The organism is Arthrobacter sp. SLBN-53, assembly GCF_006715585.1.
In the GTDB taxonomy this organism is placed as follows: Bacteria; Actinomycetota; Actinomycetes; order Mycobacteriales; family Mycobacteriaceae; genus Mycobacterium; species Mycobacterium neoaurum_A.
Window position 1 is genome coordinate 4,757,503 of the sequence record NZ_VFNN01000001.1, and the last position, 18,717, is coordinate 4,776,219.

Consider the following 18,717-nt stretch of genomic DNA (forward strand, 5'->3'; position numbering starts at 1 on the left):
GGCTTTATGGCTAACTACACCGCTGCCGACGTCAAGCGCCTGCGGGAGCTGACCGGCGCCGGAATGATGGACTGTAAGAACGCGCTGGCCGAATCGGACGGCGATTTCGACAAGGCCGTCGAGCTACTGCGCATCAAGGGCGCCAAGGATGTCGGCAAGCGCGCCGAGCGTGCGACCGCCGAGGGTCTGGTGGCCGCCAAGGACGGCGTGCTGATCGAGCTCAACTCGGAGACCGACTTCGTCGCCAAGAACGCCGAGTTCCAGGGTCTGGCCGACACGATCGTGGCCGCCGCACTGGAGGCGAAGGCCGGCGATGTCGAGGCGCTCAATGCCGCCAAGGTGGGCGACTCGACGGTCGAGCAGGCCGTTGCCGACCTGTCGGCCAAGATCGGCGAGAAGCTGGTCCTGCGTCGCGCCGCGTACTTCGACGGTCAGGTGGAGACCTACCTGCACAAGCGCGCCGCGGATCTGCCGCCGGCCGTGGGTGTGCTGGTGGAGTACACCGGCGACGACAAGAGTGCGGCGCACACCGTGGCTCTGCAGATCGCGGCGCTGAAGGCCAAGTACCTCACCCGTGAGGACGTGCCGGAGGACATCGTCGCCAACGAGCGTCGTATCGCCGAGGAGACCGCCAAGGCCGAGGGCAAGCCCGAGCAGGCGCTGCCCAAGATCGTGGAGGGTCGCGTGACCGGCTTCTACAAGGACGTCGTGCTGCTGGATCAGCCGTCGGTGTCCGACAACAAGAAGACCGTCAAGGCGCTCCTCGACGAGGCAGGCGTGACCGTGACCCGGTTCGTCCGCTTCGAGGTCGGCCAGAACTAACACGTTTCGTCTCGCCAGAACCCCGCGTCACCTCGGTGACGCGGGGTTCTCTGCTTTCACGCAGCGCCGTGGTACGGACTGGTACCGTCGGTCGAATGGCCCGCATCCACACTTTCGGCGATGACGCTCTCGGTGACCACGACGCGGTCGGATTGGCGGACGCGTTGCGCACCGGTGCGGTATCACGCGCCGAGGTCATCGAGGCGGCCGTCGCCCGCGCGGAGGCCGTCGATCCCGCGCTGAACGGATTGGCCTACCGCGCCTATGACCGGGCGCGCGCATCCGCCGCACGAGGCGGCTTCTTCGCCGGAGTGCCCACCTTCGTCAAGGACAACGCCGACGTGGCCGGTATGCCCACGATGGATGGCACCGACGCCTGGACGCCGCGGCCCGCACCCGCCGACGGTGATTTCGCGCGCGCCTATCTGGGTACCGGACTGGTCGCACTGGGCAAGACGCAGCTCTCGGAGTTCGGGTTCAGCGCCGCGGCCGAGCATCCGCGCCTCGGTGCGGTGCGCAACCCGTGGGACACCGACCACACCGCGGGCGCGTCGTCATCGGGATCCGGTGCGTTCGTCGCCGCCGGTGTGGTACCGATCGCCCATGCCAACGACGGTGGTGGTTCGATCCGGATCCCGGCCGCGTGCAACGGACTGGTCGGCCTGAAGCCGACAAGGGGTCGACTGCCGCTGGATCGGCAGATGCGCCAGATGCCGCTGCGCATCGTCGCCAACGGTGTGGTGACGCGGTCCGTCCGCGACACGGCTGCGTTCTACCGGGAGATGGAGTTGCTCTACCGCAATCCCAAACTGCCTGCCATCGGTGACGTGACCGGACCGGGGCGGCGTCGCCTGCGCATCGCGGTCACCACCGAATCGATTGCGCGCGAGGCCGGTCCACAGGTGCGTGAGGCGACGATGAAGACCGCGGCGCTGTTGGAGGGTCTCGGCCACCAGGTCACCGAGATCGCCAATCCGATCCCGTCATCGTTCATCGACGACTTCCTGCAGTACTGGTCGCTGCTTGCCTTCGCCCTCGTGCGTGGCGGTAAGCGCACCTTCGGGCCCAGCTTCGATCCGGACCGGCTGGACAACCTGACGCGGGGGCTGGAGCGGGTGGCCGCCCGCAACCTGCACCGCATGCCGCTGGTCATCGCCCGCCTGTCGCGGATCCGCCGGATCACCGCGCAACTGGGGCATCGATACGACGTCCTTTTGATGCCGACGCTGGCCGATGTCACGCCGCGGATCGGGCACCTCGATCCCACCGCGGACTATCAGCAGATCATCGACCGGCTGATCGACTGGGTGGCCTTCACGCCGCTACAGAACATCACCGGTGATCCGGCGATCTCCTTGCCGCTGGGCACATCTGATGACGGTTTGCCGCTCGGTGCGATGTTCTGCGCAACCCAGGGCAACGAGCGCATCCTGTTGGCGCTGGCGTTCGAGCTGGAGCAGGCCAGCCCGTTCGCGCGTATCCAGGACTGACGTTTGCGAGCCTAGTTGTGCTCTGCGCCGACCGCGGCCAGAATCCGCTTCAGCGCGCTGCGGTCGGTATCGCTCAGCCGGCCGAGCACGCGGTGCTCGGCCGCGCGGATGCCCTCATCGGTGCGGGTGAGCAGCATCCGGCCCTCGCGGGTCAGCTCGGCCGGTCGGGCGCGCCCGGAGGGCACGCTGGCCGGCCGCGTCACCAGGCCTCGTTCCTGCAGGGCGCGCAGCACCATGTTCGTCGCCTGCGGCGAGACCGAAAGGTCCCGCGCCAGATCGGCATTGGACCGGCCCGGCGACTTGGACAGGATGCGCATGCAGAGGTATTGCGGGAAGGCGAGATTCAACGGTTCGAGGACGCTGGCGGTCACGTCGGCGCGCAACCGCATCGCGGCGCGGTGCAGCAGATAACCCAGTGGTTGGTCCGCCTGCGAAGAAGACATGTCAACCATGTTGACACATATCAACTAGGTTGATATACCGGATTCATGACGACGCCCGAGCCGCAGGAAATGTTCGAACAGGCCTACCGCGGTGATGCGCCCGAGTTCCAGGGTGTCCGTCCGCCCTGGAGTATCGGTGCGCCGCAACCCGAGATCGCGGCGCTCATCGAGGCCGGCATCGAGAACGGCACGCTGCACGGTGATGTCTTGGATGCGGGATGCGGTGAGGCGGCCACCGCGCTGGAACTCGCGGCCCGGGGGTTCACCACCGTCGGCCTGGATCAGTCGCCGACGGCCATCGAGCTCGCCCGCGCCGAGGCGGCCCGCCGCGGGCTGACGAATGCCACCTTCGAAGTGGCCGATATCAGCTCGTTCACCGGCTACGACGGCCGTTTCGGCACCATCATCGACTCCACGCTGTTCCACTCGATGCCGGTGGAGCTGCGCGAGGGCTACCAACGGTCCATCGTGCGGGCGGCCGCACCCGGTGCGTCCTATCACGTGCTCGTCTTCGATGCTGGGGCGCTGCGCAACGGCGGTCCCGTCAACGCCGTCACCGAGCCCGAACTGCGGGATGTGGTCGGCAGGTATTGGCAGATCGACGAGATCCGCCCTGCCCGCATCCATGCCAACTTCCCCGATGCGATCCTGGCGGCCGGACCTTTTGCGGGTAACGACATCCGAGAGGAGCCCACCGGCCTCAAATCGGTCGGTGCGTGGCTGCTGTCCGCCCATCTTGGCTGACCGTCGAACCGGTCATGACGTGCCCCTGCGACCCGAGCGTCGCAGGGGCACGTTGATGAGGCAGGATTGTCTGCGAATTCTGTGTCGCGGGACCGAAGGAGTCTGATGGCAGAGCCAGGCAGCGCGAGCCCCGGGGTCATCCGACCCGCCTATACGCGGGTCCTGCTCAAACTCGGCGGGGAGATGTTCGGCGGGGGACAGGTCGGGCTCGATCCGGATGTCGTCGCCCTGGTGGCCCGCCAGATCGCCGACGTGGTGCGCGCCGGAGCGCAGGTCGCCGTCGTCATCGGCGGTGGCAACTTCTTCCGGGGCGCACAGTTGCAGCAACGCGGTATGGAACGCACCCGCAGCGACTACATGGGCATGCTCGGCACCGTCATGAACAGCCTTGCGCTGCAAGATTTCCTGCAGAAGGAAGGCATCGACACCCGGGTGCAGACCGCCATCACGATGGGTCAGGTCGCCGAGCCCTACATCCCGCTGCGGGCGCGTCGGCATCTGGAGAAGGGCCGGGTGGTCATCTTCGGTGCAGGCATGGGCCTGCCGTACTTCTCCACCGACACCACCGCAGCGCAGCGCGCATTGGAGATCGGCGCCGAGGTGGTGCTGATGGCCAAGGCCGTCGACGGTGTCTTCACCGCGGACCCCCGCAAGGTGCCCGATGCCGAGCTGCTGACCACCATCACCCACCGCGAGGTGATCGACCGCGGCCTGCAGGTGGCCGATTCGACCGCTTTCAGCCTTTGTATGGACAACGGCATGCCGATTCTGGTGTTCAATCTCCTCACCGATGGCAATATCGCGCGAGCGGTCGCAGGTGAGAAGATCGGAACTCTGGTCACCAGCTGAGCGCGCTTTTAAGGAGATAGACACGTGATCGACGAAACCCTCTTCGACGCCGAGGAGAAGATGGAGAAGGCGGTGTCGGTGGCTCGCGACGACCTGTCGTCGATCCGCACCGGCCGCGCCAACCCGGGCATGTTCTCCCGTCTGAACATCGACTACTACGGTTCGATGACCCCGATCACCCAGCTCTCCAGCATCAACGTGCCGGAGGCGCGGTTGGTCGTGATCAAGCCGTACGAGGCCAACCAACTCAAGGCCATCGAGGACGCGATCCGCAACTCCGACCTTGGGGTCAACCCGTCCAACGACGGCAGCGTCATCCGGATCTCGATTCCGCAGCTCACCGAGGAACGCCGTCGCGAACTGGTCAAGCAGGCCAAGAGCAAGGGCGAGGATGCCAAGGTGTCGGTGCGCAACATCCGTCGAAAGGCCATGGACGAGCTGGCCCGGATCAAGAAGGACGGCGAGGCCGGCGAGGACGAGGTCGGGCGCGCCGAGAAGGACCTGGACAAGACCACCGGTCAGTACGTGACCCAGATCGACGAACTGGTCAAGCACAAAGAAGGCGAGCTGTTGGAGGTCTGATGACCTTTCAGCAGCGCACTCCCGTGGTAGAAGCCGAAAAACCGAAGAAGCCCTCGCGTGCGGGTCGTGACCTGCCCGCGGCCATCGCCGTCGGCGTCGTGCTCGGCGGTATGGCCATCGGCACGTTGTTGTTCGCCCCGCTGTGGTGGCTGCCGCTGCTGGCCGTCGCCATCGCCATCGCCACCCATGAGGTGATCCGCCGGCTGCGCGAGCACGGCTTCGTCCTACCGACCGTGCCGTTGCTGGTCGGCGGCCAGGCGATGATCTGGCTGACGTGGCCGTTCGGTGCCGCCGGTCTGCTGGGCGCCTATGCGGGCACCGTCGTGATCTGCATGTTCTGGCGGCTGTTGGGCCAGGGGCTGAACAAACAGCCCATCAACTATCTGCGTGATATCGCGGCGTCGGTGCTGCTGGCGACGTGGGTGCCGTTGTTCGCGGCGTTCACCGCGCTGCTGATCTTCGCCGACGACGGCGGGGAACGGGTGTTCACCATCATCGCCACCGTCGTGTTCGCCGATATCGGTGGTTACGTCGCCGGCGTGCTGTTCGGCAAGCACCTGATGGCCCCGGCGATCAGCCCCAAGAAGTCCTGGGAGGGGATGGGCGGCTCACTGGTCTTCGGCACTGCTGCCGCGATTCTGTCGGTGGCCTTCCTGCTGGATCGGCCGGCCTGGATCGGTGTACCGCTGGGTGTGCTGCTGGTCATCACCGGCGTTCTGGGGGACCTGGTCGAATCTCAGGTCAAACGTGACCTCGGCATCAAGGACATGGGCACGCTGCTACCCGGGCACGGCGGCATCATGGATCGCATCGATGCGATGCTGCCCTCGGCCGTCGTCGGCTGGATCGTGCTGACGCTGCTCGCCTGACCGTGATTTGTGGTGTCCCAGCCGCCATGGTCGCGGCGCAGACTCCACAAATCGCAGATTGGTGGCCCGGCCGCGCCGGATGAGATACTGGATCAGATCATGGCCGTTTCCCTTCCGCTGGTTTTCGACGCCCCGCGACGCGCGCTGCCGCCGCGGCATCTTGCCGACCTCGACGCCGACGGCCGGGTAGCCGCCGTGACCGAGCTGGGGCTGCCGAAATTCCGCGCCAAACAGCTGGCCAACCACTATTACGGCAGGCTGAGCGCCGACCCGCGGGAGATGACCGATCTGCCCGCCGCGGTGCGCGAACAGGTGGCCGAAGCGCTGTTCCCCACCCTGATCCAGCCGGCCAAGCAGATCCAGTGTGATGCCGGCGAGACCCGCAAGACGCTGTGGCGCGCGGTCGATGGCACCACCTTCGAGTCGGTGTTGATGCGCTATCCCCAGCGCAATACCGTGTGCATCTCCTCACAGGCGGGCTGCGGGATGGCGTGCCCGTTCTGCGCGACGGGCCAGGGCGGCCTGCAGCGCAATCTGTCCACCGCCGAGATCCTGGAACAGGTGCGGGCGGCATCGGCGGCAATGCGTCATGAACATGACGGCAGGCTGTCCAACATCGTCTTCATGGGGATGGGCGAGCCGCTGGCCAACTACAACCGGGTACTGGCCGCCGTGAAGCGCATCATCGCGCCGCCTCCGGAGGGCTTCGGCATCAGTGCGCGTTCGGTGACGGTGTCGACCGTCGGCCTGGCACCCGCCATCCGGAAACTGGCCGACGAGAAGCTCGGCGTGACGTTGGCGGTCTCGCTGCACACCCCTGACGACGAATTGCGCGACACCCTGGTCCCGGTGAACAACCGCTGGAGTGTCGACGAGGTGCTCGACGCCGCGCGCTACTACGCCGATTCGACCGGACGCCGGGTGTCCATCGAGTACGCGCTGATCCGCGATGTCAACGACCAGCCCTGGCGCGCCGACCTGCTGGGCAAGAAGCTGCACAGCAAGCTCGGCCAGTTCGTACACGTCAACCTGATCCCGCTGAACCCGACGCCGGGCAGCCAATGGGATGCCAGCCCGAAACCGGTCGAGCGTGAATTCGTGCGACGGGTGCAGGCCAAGGGAGTGTCGTGCACCGTGCGCGACACCCGAGGCCGCGAGATCGCCGCAGCCTGCGGGCAATTGGCCGCCGAGGGCTGATCTACTTGATGCCGACGGCGTGGCGCAGCTGCGCCAGGAACTGGGCATCGTCATCGCTGCGCACGATGTAATGCGATATCGCCACCCTGATCACCGTCGCGGCCTTCACCTCGGCGTTCGCGCCGCTGAGCAGTTTGAGCAGGCGTGCCCGCATGATCGGGATGACATAACCCAGTTGCTTGATGACGACCTCGGGTTCGATGTCCACCACCCGGACCCCGGAATACGACTGCTGGTACTCGACGATGAAACGCAATGCGGCATCCAGCTTTTCGGTGCCCCGCAGACCGGCGGTGGCTGCACCCATCCCGGTGTCGAACAGCTCGGATTCGTACCTGCCGAAGGCGCGCAACAGCTCTTCCTTCGACGCGAACCACCGGTACAACGTGGGCCGGGACACTCCGGCCTGCAACGCAACTTCCGACAGGCTCAGTTTGGTCTGACCGTTGCGGCCGAGCACCTCGGCCGTGGCGGCCAGGATCCGGCGCTGCGTCGAGGTGTCCTCGGCACCGTCGGAATGTGCGGTCAGGGGCTTGTTCACGCCCATGATGCTAGTAGGACCGCCCAGCGTTGATGGTCGCGAGCAGCTCCTGAACCTGCTCGGGGCGTACGGTGCCGCCGCTGAGCGATGCGAGCCGGCCGATCGGGATCGAGGACAGCATCCGCAGCATGTCGGTACGCAGTCCCTGGCCCGAATCGTGCTCTGGTGCCGCCGCGGCCATCGCGGTCATCACCACCGGTGCGGCCGCCGGATCGGACAGCAGTTCCCCGAGCGTGGAGTCCACGGTGAACGACGTCGGCACCTCATCACCGGAGACGCTCACCATGGTGCTCAAGCGCACGTCACGGCTGGAGGCGCCGGCTGCCAACGAATAGTCACCGGCTTCGACGACCCACCGCGACGCGGCGACATCCCAATGGGCGAGTTCGGCACGCGCGACGGCGATCTCGACGGTGCGGCGGTCGCCGGGCGGCAGCGTCAGCTCGCCGAAACCGACCAACCATCGCGGCGGCCGAGAGACCCGGGACTCGGCGCGCCCCGCGTAGATCTGCACCACCTCGCGACCCAGCCGTGATCCGTTGTTCGTCACCGTCACCCGCACCGTCCAGCGGTCGGTTCCCTCTTCGACCGTCAGGTTGTCATAGCTGAAGTCGGTATAGGACAGGCCGTGCCCGAACGGGAATGTCACCTCCAGATCGCGCGCGTCGTAGCCCCGGTACCCGACGAAAATCCGTTCCCCGTAGATGATCTTGCCGTTCTCGGCAGGGAAGTTCAGATACGCGGGGCAGTCCTGCAGACGGACCGGCACGGTTTCGGTGAGCTTGCCGGAGGGATTGACCGCGCCGAAGAGCACATCGGCGATGGCCGCCCCGCCGCCCTGCCCCAGCAGGGCACCGTCCAGGATCGCCGGTGCCAGGTCGGCGACCGGCTGTAGCCGCACCACGCCGCCATGGCTCAGCACCGCCACCGTGCGCGGCTGGGCGCGAACGACGGCGGCCAGCAGCTGGAGCTGCTCATCGGGCAGTTCGATATCGGCCCGGTCGAACCCCTCGGACTCGTCCTCGGCGGGCAGGCCCAGGAAGACCACCGCGGCGTCGGCGGCAGCCACCGCGGCAAGGGTGTCCTCGGTGATGCCGTCGGCATGGGTGACCGTGCCCGCCCGAATCTCGATCTCCTCCAATGGGATGTCCAGCCGGGTCGGGTTCACATGGGAGCTGCCCCCGCCCTGATAGCGCGGCGCCACGGCGAACGCGCCGACGACGGCGACCGAGGATGCCGGGTTCAACGGCAGCACATCGCCGTCGTTCTTCAACAGCACGATCGAGCGTGCGGCCGCGGTCCGAGCCAGGTCGTGATGCTCGTCGATATCGAAAGTCGCTGTCGCCGAATCGTGTTCATGGGCTCTCGTGGCCAGCCGTGCCACCCGCTGGGCGGCACGGGTCAGAACGTCGGGATCCAGATCGCCGGCCTCCATCGCGGCGCAGGCCGCGTCGTCGGTGTTGCCGCCGGTACCCGGCATCTCCAGATCCAGCCCAGCGGCGACCGCGGCGACCCGGTCTCGCACGGCGCCCCAATCGCTGACCACGGCGCCGTCGAAACCCCACTCGTCGCGCAGCACGGTGCTCAGCAGCCACTCGTTCTCGGCCGCGTACACGCCGTTGATGCGGTTGTAGGAACACATCACCGTCCAGGGGCGGGCCCGGGTGATGACATGTTCGAAACCGCGCAGATAGATCTCCCGAAGGGTGCGCTCGTCGACCTCGGAGCTGACACGCATCCGATCGTCCTCGGCGTTGTTGGCGGCAAAATGCTTCGGTGAGGCACCGACACCGCGGCTCTGCACGCCGGACACCCACGCCGCACCCAGCACCCCGGTGAGCAACGGATCCTCGGCAAAATACTCGAAGTTGCGGCCGCACCGAGGATCTCGCTTGATGTTGATCCCGGGCCCCAACAGCACGTTCACCCCGAGTGCCCGCGCCTCGTTCCCCAACGCGATGGCGACCCGGTGCACCAGCTGCGGGTCCCAGGACTGCGCCAGACCCGCTGCCGGAGGGAAACAGGTGGCCGGCTCGCTCGCGGCGATCCCGACGTGATCGGCGGCGCCGGACTGCCTGCGCACCCCGTGGGGGCCGTCGGTCAGCAGGATAGAGCGGACATCTCCGACGGCTTTGGTGGTCCAGAACGTGGCACCGCTTCCGAGTGCGGCCTGTTCGGCGGTGGACAGTGCGGTGATGTCATCGGAGCGCTCGGTCACCTGTCCCATTGTCCACAGTTCCGCGGTCCCGAGGCCCACAGCGGATCCGTCCACGACCCCGCGCACGAGAACGCCCCGGCAGCCAAGGGCTCCGGGGCGTTCTCGCAAACGGTGTGGGCTAGCGGTACCAGCCGCGGCTGCGGGCGATCCAGTCGCGCGCCACGATGCCGAGGATCAGCACGGCGAAGAAGATGAGGAAGACATCCTCGACGTGTCCGACATGGTTGCCGTGGGTCATCACGACCAGGAAGATCGCGGCGAAGATGCCGATGATGTGCAGCACCCGGGGGTTCTCCACCGACCAGCCCCATGCCGCCGAGGGCACATCTTCGGTATCGACGCCGTTGTGACGCTCGACCTCGGTGCTGGACACGCCTTCTCCTCACGTCCGCTGGACAGTGCGCCCATTCTGGCACACCGCGACGGACGCGCCCGAACGAGGTTCGCGAGCAGGCCCGCATGCAGGGCCGAAAAGGAGGTGGAAAAGGGCCTGTAGTGGGTACGTTGCGTGCGTGACGGAACGATTGCGCAGGAAATCCGTGGAGCAGTCCATCGCCGATACCGACGAACCGGGGACTCGGCTGCGCAAGGATCTGACCTGGTGGGACCTGACGGTCTTCGGCGTGTCGGTCGTCGTGGGCGCCGGCATCTTCACCGTCACCGCCTCGACCGCGGCGAACATCACCGGCCCGGCCATCTCGCTGTCGTTCATCCTGGCCGCCGTCACCTGCGGCCTGGCCGCCCTGTGCTACGCCGAGTTCGCCTCGACGGTACCGGTGGCCGGCAGCGCCTACACGTTCTCCTATGCGACCTTCGGCGAGTTCGTCGCCTGGATCATCGGCTGGGATCTGATCCTGGAGTTCGCCGTCGGCGCCGCCGTGGTGGCCAAGGGCTGGTCGAGCTACCTGGGCACCGTTTTCGGATTCTCCGGTGGTGTCGTCGCGGTCGGGCCGCTCGACTTCGACTGGGGCGCCCTGCTGATCGTCGGCACCGTCGCGGCACTGCTGGCGCTGGGCACCAAGTTGTCGTCTCATTTCAGTCTCGTCATCACCGCGATCAAGGTGTCGGTGGTGCTGCTGGTGGTGATCGTCGGCGCCTTCTACATCAAGGTGTCCAACTACACCCCGTTCATCCCGCCCACCGAATCCGGGGAGTCCGCGGGCTCCGGTGTGGACCAGTCGGTCTTCTCGCTGTTGACCGGTGCGGCGGGCAGCCACTACGGCGTCTACGGTCTGCTCGCCGGGGCGTCGATAGTGTTCTTCGCGTTCATCGGGTTCGACGTGGTCGCGACGACGGCCGAGGAGACCCGCAACCCCCAACGCGATGTCGCCAGGGGCATCCTGGCCTCGTTGGCGATCGTGACCGTCCTCTACGTGGCGGTCTCGGTGGTGCTGTCCGGGATGGCCTCCTATGTCGACATGAAGGAGGCCGGTGGAGGGCATCCGAACCTGGCGACGGCCTTCGAGCTCAACGGTGTGGATTGGGCAGCCAAGGTCATCTCGATCGGCGCGCTGGCCGGCCTGACCACCGTGGTGATGGTGCTGATGCTCGGTCTGTCGCGGGTGCTGTTCGCGATGTCCCGCGATGGCCTGCTCCCGCGCTCGCTCGCCCGCACCGGCACCCGGGGAACACCGGTCCGGATCACCGTCATCGTCGCCGTGCTGGTGGCGCTGGCCGCTTCGCTGTTCCCGGTCAATCGGCTCGAAGAGATGGTCAACGTCGGAACATTGTTCGCCTTCGTGCTGGTGTCGGCGGGAGTCATCGTGTTGCGGCGCAATCGCCCCGATCTCGAGCGTGGCTTCCGGGTGCCGTGGGTGCCGCTGCTGCCGATCGCCTCGATCGTCGCGTGCCTGTGGTTGATGCTCAATCTCACCGCGCTGACCTGGATCAGGTTCGTCGTGTGGATGGCTTTCGGTGTGCTGATCTACCTGGCGTACGGCCGCAGGCATTCCCTGCTGGGGCAGCGGTTGGCGCTGGACGGGAAGATCTGAACTCCGACTCAGCCGTAGGTGAACGAATACGCCTGCAGCCCACTGTCGAGTGACACCTCGATGGTGCCGGCGCCCACGGGGTCGTCGGCAACGATCTGCCGCATGTTCGGTGGACCCGTGACCGGTATCTCGCGGGTGACACCGTCGCGGGTGATCCGCACGGTGCCGTCACCGCCGACGACCAGATAGACGTTGCGCGCGCGATAGTTCAGCCGGATCGTCGATCCTGGCGCCTGCGCGGTGATGCCCTGATAGTCCAGCGCCCACGGCCCGCGCAGGGCGAAGCTGTCCGGGGCGAGCCGGTCCGGGAAGTCGAAGTTGTGGGTCCCCTCGTCGTACACCCCGGTGCCGCCGTAGTTGACCACCTTGCCGACGCTGAAGTACGTCTCTGGTGTGGTGGGGGCGGTCGGGGTGTCATCCGAGCGTTCCGTCGCCGCGGGCAGGGCGCGGCCGTCGCCGTCGGAAAGGAGTTGGCGGATCAGCTTTTCGGTGGTGGCGTAGTCGCCCTCGCCGAACTTGATGTGGCGCACCACGCCGTCCTTGTCGATCAGGTAGTGGGCCGGCCAGTAACGGTTTCGGTAGTTGGTCCAGGTCGAGAAGTTGTTGTCCATCGCCACCGGATAGGTGATGCCGAGATCGGCTGCGCCGCTGACGACATTGGCCTGCACCTTCTCGAAGGCGTACTCGGGAGTGTGGACACCGATGACCTGGAGTCCGCGATCGCGGTAGGCCGCATACCAGTCGACCAGATGCGGTGCGGCCCGCTGGCAGTTGATGCACGAGTAGGCCCAGAAGTCGATCAGGACCACCTTGCCGCGCAGCGACTTCAGGTCGATCGGTGTATTGCCCGGAGTATTGAGCCATGCCGTGATGCCCTTGATATCCGGTGCGGTGCCACAACTTTCCAGCACGGGGGCACCGTTGGTGCAGTTGGACAACTCGGCGTTCTGCTCGTTGACCAGCCCGCCGAGGTCGAGCTGCTCGCGCAGTTGCTCCTCACCGCCGACCCGGTCCTGCAGTGCGGTGGTGTAATCGGGGATGGAGCGCTGCAGCACCGCGGGAAGGTTGAATACGAGCGCCACGGCCAGTCCGATCGTGACCACTCCCGCGATGACGCGGATCTCGCGTTGCCTGCGACGGAAGGCCGCCACCCGCTCGGTGACCCGCCGCCCGGCCAGGGCGAAGAACAGCAGGGGCAGTGCGGCGCCGATGGCGAAGGACAGTGTCAGGGCGATGATGTCGGCCCCGATGCTGCCCGTGGCGCCGGCGACGACGATCGCGGCCAGCACCGGACCCGCGCACGGCACGTACAGCACGCCCAGGGTGAGGCCCAGTACGAAACCGCTGTTGCCGGAACCGAACTGCCGCTGCGGTAGCCGTGCGAATGGTTTCTCCAACAGCGCTTCGAATCGCGGGAAGATCAACCCCAGGCCGATCGCCACCAAGGCCGCCAGCGCCACCCAGCGGATGGTGTCCTGGGGCAGGTGCAGCAGCGACAGCAGTGCCGAACCGACCAGTGTGACCAGGCTGAAGCTAACGACCAGGCCGGCGATCACCAGGTAGGGCCGCAGTCGAGAGGTCAGCGCCGAGCGGGCAGGTGCATCGGTGTCCCCGCTCTGGGTGCCGGAAAAGAAGATGACCGGCAACACCGGCAGGATGCACGGCGAGATGCCGGTGATCAGGCCACCGAGGAAGCCGATCGCGATCAGAGTGACCATATGAGTTATTCGTCACGGCAACGCAATTGGATGGCCAGAAAACACATCAGCCCGGCCGCAGTTGCGGCCGGGCTGATGTGGTGGAGAACCGATCACATGGGCGGCATCAGCACGGTGTCGATGAGGTAGACGGTGGCGTTGGCGGTCTGCACGCCCCCGCACACCACGTTTGCATCATTGACCTTCAGTTCGGCGGGCATGGCCATGTTCGGCACGGTGACGTTCACATCGGCGCCCTGCATGGTCTTGTGCATACCGACCACCTGTTCGGGGCTGGCCTGACCCTCGACCACGTGGTAGGTCAGGATGCTGGTCAACAGCGCCGAGTCGGTCTTGAGGCGCTCGATGGTGGCCGGATCGATCTTCGCGAACGCCTCGTCGGTGGGCGCGAAAACCGTCAGTGCGGGAGCGCTGTTCAGCGTGTCGACCAGGTTCACGTGCGGGTTCAGCTGACCCGAGAGCGCCTGGGTGAGGGTCTTGAGCATCGGGTTGTTCGCCGCCGCGACGGCCACCGGATCGGCGGCCATACCGGTCACCGAGGCCGGACCGACGGGGTTCTGTGCGGCATAGGCTGCGCAGCCGGGGCCGACCGGCGCGGCCTGGGCGACGCCGGCGGAGGCGAAGATGAGGCCGGTGGCGGCGGCGGCGGTACATGCGACACCGGCGAACTTGCGGGTGTTCAGCGAGAAAGTCATCGATGTAGTCCTTTTCTTGGTCGTATCAACGTTTCGTATGGGGGAGTCGGGACGGGCGGTGCCGTCCGGAGAGGCGGGACGGCAGGGCCGTCCGGAGGGGCGAGGCAGCCCGGTCGGGGGAACGGGCCGCCTCGCCGGCTCAGTTCCGGCTATCAGGCAGCCGGGGGCATCAGGACGGTGTCGATCATGTAGACCGTGGCGTTGGCGGTCTTCACGCCGCCGCACACCAGGCCGGCGTCGCCGACCTTGAGGTCGTTGCCCGCACCGGTGACGGTGACCGGAGCGCCCTGAACGGTGGTGTGCTCACCGGCGACCTGATCGGGGCTGGCCTGGCCGGGGACCACGTGGTAGGTCAGGATCGAGGTCAGCAGGGCCGAGTCGGTCTTCAGGGTCTCCAGCGTGGCCGGATCGATCTTGGCGAACGCGTCATCGGTCGGGGCGAACACGGTGAACTCGCCGCCATTGAGGGTGTCGACCAGATTGACGTTCGGGTTGAGCTGGCCCGAGAGGGCCTGGGTCAGGGTCTTGAGCATCGGGTTGTTGGAGGCGGCGACGGTCACCGGGTCGGCGGCCATACCGGTCACCGATCCGGGCCCCTCGGGATTCTGCTCGGCGTACGCGGCGCAGCCCGAACCGATCAGGTTGCCGGCCGGCGCGGCCATGCTGGAGGTGGTCTCCGGTGCCGCCATCGACGAGGTCATCGAGGAGATTGAGGAACTGGCTTCACTGGCACTGCTCTCGACTGACGAAGTGCCGCCCGAACAGGCGGACAACCCGAGCGCCGCGACGGCGGCGAACCCGGCAAATGCGATGCGATGCTGGTGGGTCAATGTCATGAGACTCAACTTCCTTGTTGGCGGGTGGCTGGTACCGACCCGGTTGGCCCTACATCGCTCATTCGGTGCCCACCGCGGCCCGGATGGGTCTGCAGCAGAATTCGTGTCTGGGCGGGGCACAATGGTCGATGTGAGTTCTGACCGCCGGCGCGTGCTGATCCTCGGTAGTACCGGGTCGATCGGCACCCAGGCCCTCGACGTCATCGCCGCGAACCCCGACAGTTTCGAGGTGGTGGGGCTGGCCGCCGGTGGTGGCAACGCCGAACTGCTGGCCCGCCAGGCCGCCGAGACCGGCGTCACGAACGTGGCCGTCGCCGACCCCGATGCGCCCGTCGAGGCCCGCTACCGCGGACCGGAGGCCGCCACCCGACTGGTCGAGGACACCGACGCCGATGTGGTGCTCAACGCTCTCGTCGGGGCACTCGGGCTCAAACCGACCCTGGCCGCGCTGCACAGCGGCGCCCGGCTGGCGCTGGCGAACAAGGAGTCTTTGGTCGCAGGCGGACCGCTGGCGCTGGCCGCCGCGGCCCCCGGCCAGATCGTGCCGGTGGATTCCGAACACTCCGCGCTGGCGCAGTGCCTGCGGGGCGGGACCCCCGACGAGGTCGCCAGCCTGGTCCTGACCGCCTCGGGTGGACCGTTCCGGGGGTGGTCGGCGCAGGCGTTGGAGGATGTCACCCCCGAACAGGCCGGCGCCCACCCCACCTGGTCGATGGGTCCGATGAACACGTTGAACTCGGCGACTTTGGTCAACAAGGGTCTGGAGCTGATCGAGACGCACCTGCTGTTCGGCGTCGACTACGACCGCATCGAGGTGGTCGTGCATCCCCAGTCGATCGTGCACTCGATGGTCACCTTCACCGACGGCTCGACGCTGGCCCAGGCCAGTCCGCCGGATATGAAGTTGCCGATCGCGCTGGCGTTGGGATGGCCGGCACGGGTGCCCGGCGCGGCCGCGGCGTGCGATTGGTCCACAGCCTCGACCTGGACGTTCGAACCGCTGGACGCGGCGGTGTTCCCGGCCGTCGACCTGGCCCGCGAGGCAGGCCGCCGGGGCGGCAGCCTGACCGCGGTCTACAACGCCGCCAACGAAGAAGCCGCGGCGGCATTCCTCGACGGCCGGATCCGTTTCCCGGCGATTGTCCGAACCGTTGCCGATGTGCTGCACGCCGCAGATCAGTGGGCCGCGCAACCAGCTACCGTGGAAGAGATACTCGAAGCGCAGGACTGGGCCCGAGCACGGGCCGGCAGCGCCATCGACCGGGAGGTAGTCGGAAGCCGATGATGTTCACTGTCGGCATCGTGCTCTTCGCACTGGCCATCCTCGCGTCGGTGGCGTTGCACGAGTGCGGGCACATGTGGGTGGCCCGAGCCACCGGGATGAAGGTGCGCCGCTACTTCGTCGGCTTTGGTCCGACGCTGTGGTCGACGCGGCGACCCAACAAGCTCGGCAGCACCGAATACGGCATCAAGGCCGTCCCGCTCGGCGGGTTCTGCGATATCGCAGGCATGACCGCGGTAGACGAGATCGCCGATGAGGACCGGCCCTACGCGATGTACCGCCAGAAGGTGTGGAAGCGCGTCGCGGTGCTGTTCGCCGGGCCCGCGATGAACTTCATCATCGGCCTCGTCCTCATCTACGGCATCGCCGTCGTGTGGGGGCTGCCCAGCCTGACGCCGCCACCGACGACCGCTGTGATCGGTGAAACCGCCTGTGTGGCACCGCAGGTGGCCAAGGAGGGGGACAACCCCTACGGTCCGTGTCCGCAACCCGGCCCCGGCCCGGCGGCCCTGGCCGGACTGCAGCCCGGGGACACCATCGTCAAGGTCGGCGACACCGATGTGGCGACATTCCCCGAGATGGCGGCCGAGATCCGCAAGCTCGACGGCCCGGTCCAGGTGGTCTATGAGCGAGACGGCCAGCGCCTGTCCACCATCGTCGACGTCGCCAGGACCCAGCGTTTCACCTCGGCCGAGGCGGCCACCCCGGACACGGTCGGGGCCATCGGTGTCAGCGCGGTGCAACCGCCCGGGCCCACGCAGTACAACCCGTTGACCGCCATTCCGGCGACCTTCACCTTCACCGGTGATCTGGCCGTCGAACTCGGCAAGGCGCTGGCGAAGATCCCCACCAAGATCGGTGCCCTCGTCGACGCCATCGGTGGCGGGGAACGCGACAAGGAGACCCCGATCTCGGTGGTGGGCGCCTCGATCATCGGCGGCGAGACCGTCGACGCCGGGCTGTGGGTGGCCTTCTGGTTCTTCCTGGCCCAGCTGAACTTCGTGCTGGGAGCGGTCAACCTGATCCCGCTGCTGCCCTTCGACGGTGGTCACATCGCGGTGGCCACCTACGAGAAGATACGGAACATGTTCCGTGCGGCCCGCGGCAAAGTCGCCGCGGAACCGGTCAACTATCTCAAGCTGATGCCCGCCACCTACGTTGTGCTGGCGGTGGTCGCCGGGTACATGCTGTTGACGGTCACCGCCGACTTTGTCAACCCGATCAGCATCTTCGACTAGGAGTTCGACTGTGACGTCCATCGGCCTCGGCATGCCGGCCCCGCCGCCGCCCGTGCTGGCACCCCGCCGCAAGACCCGGCAACTCAAGGTCGGCGATGTCGGCGTGGGCAGTGAGTCGCCGATCTCGGTGCAGTCCATGTGCACCACCAAGACCCACGACATCAACTCGACGCTGCAGCAGATCGCCGAGTTGACCGCCTCCGGGTGCGATATCGTCCGCGTCGCCTGCCCGCGTCAGGAAGATGCCGAGGCGCTGCCGATCATCGCCAAGAAGGCCAACATCCCGGTCATCGCGGACATCCACTTCCAGCCCAAGTACATCTTCGCCGCCATCGACGCCGGATGCGCGGCGGTGCGGGTGAACCCCGGAAACATCAAGGAGTTCGACGGCCGGGTCAAGGAGGTGGCCAAAGCCGCAGGCGCGGCGGGTATTCCGATCCGGATCGGGGTCAACGCCGGCTCGCTGGACAAGCGCATGCTGGAGAAGTACGGCAAGGCCACCCCGGAGGCGTTGGTCGAGTCCGCGCTGTGGGAAGCCTCGCTGTTCGAGGAGCACGGCTTCGGCGATATCAAGATCAGCGTCAAGCACAACGACCCGGTGATCATGGTTGCGGCCTACGAGCAGCTCGCCGCGCAATGTGATTACCCGCTGCACCTCGGTGTGACCGAGGCGGGGCCGGCGTTCCAGGGCACCATCAAATCCGCCGTCGCGTTCGGCGCGTTGCTCTCCCGCGGGATCGGCGACACCATCCGGGTCTCGTTGTCGGCGCCGCCCGCTGAGGAGATCAAGGTCGGCAATCAGATCCTGGAGTCGCTGAACCTGCGTCCGCGCGGGTTGGAGATCGTCTCCTGCCCGTCCTGCGGGCGCGCCCAGGTCGATGTGTACACGCTGGCCAACGAGGTCTCGGCCGGTCTGGACGGACTCGATGTGCCGTTGCGCGTGGCGGTGATGGGGTGTGTGGTCAATGGACCGGGCGAGGCGCGGGAGGCCGACCTGGGGGTGGCTTCGGGTAATGGCAAGGGGCAGATCTTCGTCAAGGGCGAGGTCGTCAAGACGGTGCCCGAGGCCATGATCGTGGAAACCCTCATCGAGGAGGCCATGCGGATCGCCGGGGAGGCGGACGCGCAGGGAACTCCCTCCGGCCCACCGGTTGTCACCGTAAGCTGAGAAACGGCCCTGCACTGCGGGGCCACCACTGTCG

General features: G+C 67.0%; 18 protein-coding genes. 11 read left to right on the forward strand and 7 right to left on the reverse strand.

Annotated features, from left to right (window positions below; translation table 11 throughout):
* The first annotated feature begins 6 nt into the window (after positions 1 to 6).
* A complete protein-coding gene (gene tsf, locus FBY28_RS22825) occupies positions 7 to 822 on the forward strand; it encodes a translation elongation factor Ts (protein WP_030134943.1) in 816 nt (271 codons plus the stop codon).
* 95 nt (positions 823 to 917) lie between these two features.
* Entirely contained in the window at positions 918 to 2,312 is a 1,395-nt protein-coding gene (locus FBY28_RS22830; protein WP_141869498.1) for an amidase, read from the forward strand.
* Between the two features lie 11 nt (positions 2,313 to 2,323).
* Here FBY28_RS22830 and FBY28_RS22835 read toward each other — a convergent pair whose 3' ends face one another.
* Positions 2,324 to 2,755 (reverse strand): MarR family winged helix-turn-helix transcriptional regulator, encoded by a 432-nt coding sequence (locus FBY28_RS22835; protein WP_141869499.1) that lies wholly within the window; start codon positions 2,753 to 2,755, stop codon positions 2,324 to 2,326.
* Positions 2,756 to 2,800: 45 nt separating this feature from the next.
* On the opposite strand from FBY28_RS22835, the gene FBY28_RS22840 reads away from it, so the two are divergent.
* From FBY28_RS22840 to rlmN, 5 genes are all read left to right on the forward strand, one after another.
* Positions 2,801 to 3,499: a class I SAM-dependent methyltransferase gene (locus FBY28_RS22840; RefSeq protein ID WP_141869500.1), complete on the forward strand. Its 699-nt coding sequence runs from the start codon at positions 2,801 to 2,803 to the stop codon at positions 3,497 to 3,499.
* Between the two features lie 105 nt (positions 3,500 to 3,604).
* Positions 3,605 to 4,348 carry a UMP kinase gene (gene pyrH / locus FBY28_RS22845; RefSeq protein ID WP_019511997.1) on the forward strand — a complete coding sequence of 248 codons (744 nt, stop codon included), beginning with the start codon at positions 3,605 to 3,607 and terminating at the stop codon, positions 4,346 to 4,348.
* A gap of 24 nt (positions 4,349 to 4,372) precedes the next feature.
* The gene (gene frr, locus FBY28_RS22850; RefSeq protein WP_019511998.1) at positions 4,373 to 4,930 is read left to right on the forward strand and encodes a ribosome recycling factor; all 558 of its coding nucleotides are present in this window, start codon (positions 4,373 to 4,375) and stop codon (positions 4,928 to 4,930) included.
* A complete protein-coding gene (locus FBY28_RS22855) occupies positions 4,930 to 5,799 on the forward strand; it encodes a phosphatidate cytidylyltransferase (protein ID WP_141869501.1) in 870 nt (289 codons plus the stop codon). Before frr ends, FBY28_RS22855 begins: the two co-directional genes overlap by 1 nt.
* 99 nt (positions 5,800 to 5,898) lie before the next feature.
* Positions 5,899 to 6,996, forward strand: a complete 1,098-nt coding sequence (gene rlmN / locus FBY28_RS22860) for a dual-specificity RNA methyltransferase RlmN (protein ID WP_141869502.1) — start codon at positions 5,899 to 5,901, stop codon at positions 6,994 to 6,996.
* Between the two features lies 1 nt (position 6,997).
* On the opposite strand, the gene FBY28_RS22865 is transcribed toward rlmN, so the two are convergent.
* The 3 genes from FBY28_RS22865 to FBY28_RS22875 all read right to left on the reverse strand — a co-directional run bounded on the left by FBY28_RS22865 (position 6,998) and on the right by FBY28_RS22875 (position 10,128).
* Entirely contained in the window at positions 6,998 to 7,537 is a 540-nt protein-coding gene (locus FBY28_RS22865) for a TetR/AcrR family transcriptional regulator (RefSeq protein WP_141869503.1), read from the reverse strand.
* Positions 7,538 to 7,547: 10 nt separating this feature from the next.
* Positions 7,548 to 9,755, reverse strand: coding sequence for a glycoside hydrolase family 3 C-terminal domain-containing protein (locus FBY28_RS22870; RefSeq protein ID WP_524912035.1), 2,208 nt, complete (start codon positions 9,753 to 9,755; stop codon positions 7,548 to 7,550).
* 118 nt (positions 9,756 to 9,873) lie between these two features.
* A complete protein-coding gene (locus tag FBY28_RS22875) occupies positions 9,874 to 10,128 on the reverse strand; it encodes a DUF2631 domain-containing protein (protein ID WP_019512003.1) in 255 nt (84 codons plus the stop codon).
* A gap of 139 nt (positions 10,129 to 10,267) precedes the next feature.
* On the opposite strand from FBY28_RS22875, the gene FBY28_RS22880 reads away from it, so the two are divergent.
* Positions 10,268 to 11,746 (forward strand): amino acid permease, encoded by a 1,479-nt coding sequence (locus tag FBY28_RS22880; RefSeq protein ID WP_141869505.1) that lies wholly within the window; start codon positions 10,268 to 10,270, stop codon positions 11,744 to 11,746.
* 8 nt (positions 11,747 to 11,754) lie between these two features.
* Here the strand turns inward: FBY28_RS22880 and FBY28_RS22885 are convergent, their stop codons facing one another.
* The 3 genes from FBY28_RS22885 to FBY28_RS22895 all read right to left on the reverse strand — a co-directional run bounded on the left by FBY28_RS22885 (position 11,755) and on the right by FBY28_RS22895 (position 14,995).
* Positions 11,755 to 13,464 (reverse strand): cytochrome c biogenesis protein DipZ, encoded by a 1,710-nt coding sequence (locus tag FBY28_RS22885; RefSeq protein ID WP_141869506.1) that lies wholly within the window; start codon positions 13,462 to 13,464, stop codon positions 11,755 to 11,757.
* Between the two features lie 92 nt (positions 13,465 to 13,556).
* Complete coding sequence (locus FBY28_RS22890) at positions 13,557 to 14,159, reverse strand: fasciclin domain-containing protein (RefSeq protein WP_141869507.1); 603 nt, start codon at positions 14,157 to 14,159, stop codon at positions 13,557 to 13,559.
* Between the two features lie 152 nt (positions 14,160 to 14,311).
* Positions 14,312 to 14,995 carry a fasciclin domain-containing protein gene (locus FBY28_RS22895; RefSeq protein WP_141869508.1) on the reverse strand — a complete coding sequence of 228 codons (684 nt, stop codon included), beginning with the start codon at positions 14,993 to 14,995 and terminating at the stop codon, positions 14,312 to 14,314.
* 121 nt (positions 14,996 to 15,116) lie between these two features.
* Here FBY28_RS22895 and dxr point away from each other — a divergent pair, with 121 nt between their 5' ends.
* The 3 genes from dxr to ispG are packed head-to-tail and all read left to right on the forward strand — an operon-like array spanning position 15,117 to position 18,683.
* Positions 15,117 to 16,280: a 1-deoxy-D-xylulose-5-phosphate reductoisomerase gene (gene dxr / locus FBY28_RS22900; protein ID WP_141869509.1), complete on the forward strand. Its 1,164-nt coding sequence runs from the start codon at positions 15,117 to 15,119 to the stop codon at positions 16,278 to 16,280.
* Complete coding sequence (locus FBY28_RS22905; protein ID WP_141869510.1) at positions 16,277 to 17,515, forward strand: M50 family metallopeptidase; 1,239 nt, start codon at positions 16,277 to 16,279, stop codon at positions 17,513 to 17,515. Before dxr ends, FBY28_RS22905 begins: the two co-directional genes overlap by 4 nt.
* Positions 17,516 to 17,525: 10 nt before the next feature.
* A complete protein-coding gene (gene ispG, locus FBY28_RS22910; protein ID WP_141869511.1) occupies positions 17,526 to 18,683 on the forward strand; it encodes a flavodoxin-dependent (E)-4-hydroxy-3-methylbut-2-enyl-diphosphate synthase in 1,158 nt (385 codons plus the stop codon).
* Positions 18,684 to 18,717: the final 34 nt, after the last annotated feature.

Bases quoted from the DNA above. Each gene is read 5' to 3' on its own strand.
- tsf (WP_030134943.1), top strand. From the start codon at position 7: ATGGCTAACTACACCGCTGCCGACGTCAAGCGCCTGCGGGAGCTGACC.
- FBY28_RS22830 (WP_141869498.1), top strand. From the start codon at position 918: ATGGCCCGCATCCACACTTTCGGCGATGACGCTCTCGGTGACCACGAC.
- FBY28_RS22835 (WP_141869499.1), bottom strand. From the start codon at position 2,755: ATGTCTTCTTCGCAGGCGGACCAACCACTGGGTTATCTGCTGCACCGC.
- FBY28_RS22840 (WP_141869500.1), top strand. From the start codon at position 2,801: ATGACGACGCCCGAGCCGCAGGAAATGTTCGAACAGGCCTACCGCGGT.
- pyrH (WP_019511997.1), top strand. From the start codon at position 3,605: ATGGCAGAGCCAGGCAGCGCGAGCCCCGGGGTCATCCGACCCGCCTAT.
- FBY28_RS22855 (WP_141869501.1), top strand. From the start codon at position 4,930: ATGACCTTTCAGCAGCGCACTCCCGTGGTAGAAGCCGAAAAACCGAAG.
- rlmN (WP_141869502.1), top strand. From the start codon at position 5,899: ATGGCCGTTTCCCTTCCGCTGGTTTTCGACGCCCCGCGACGCGCGCTG.
- FBY28_RS22885 (WP_141869506.1), bottom strand. From the start codon at position 13,464: ATGGTCACTCTGATCGCGATCGGCTTCCTCGGTGGCCTGATCACCGGC.
- FBY28_RS22890 (WP_141869507.1), bottom strand. From the start codon at position 14,159: ATGACTTTCTCGCTGAACACCCGCAAGTTCGCCGGTGTCGCATGTACC.
- FBY28_RS22895 (WP_141869508.1), bottom strand. From the start codon at position 14,995: ATGACATTGACCCACCAGCATCGCATCGCATTTGCCGGGTTCGCCGCC.
- dxr (WP_141869509.1), top strand. From the start codon at position 15,117: ATGGTCGATGTGAGTTCTGACCGCCGGCGCGTGCTGATCCTCGGTAGT.
- FBY28_RS22905 (WP_141869510.1), top strand. From the start codon at position 16,277: ATGATGTTCACTGTCGGCATCGTGCTCTTCGCACTGGCCATCCTCGCG.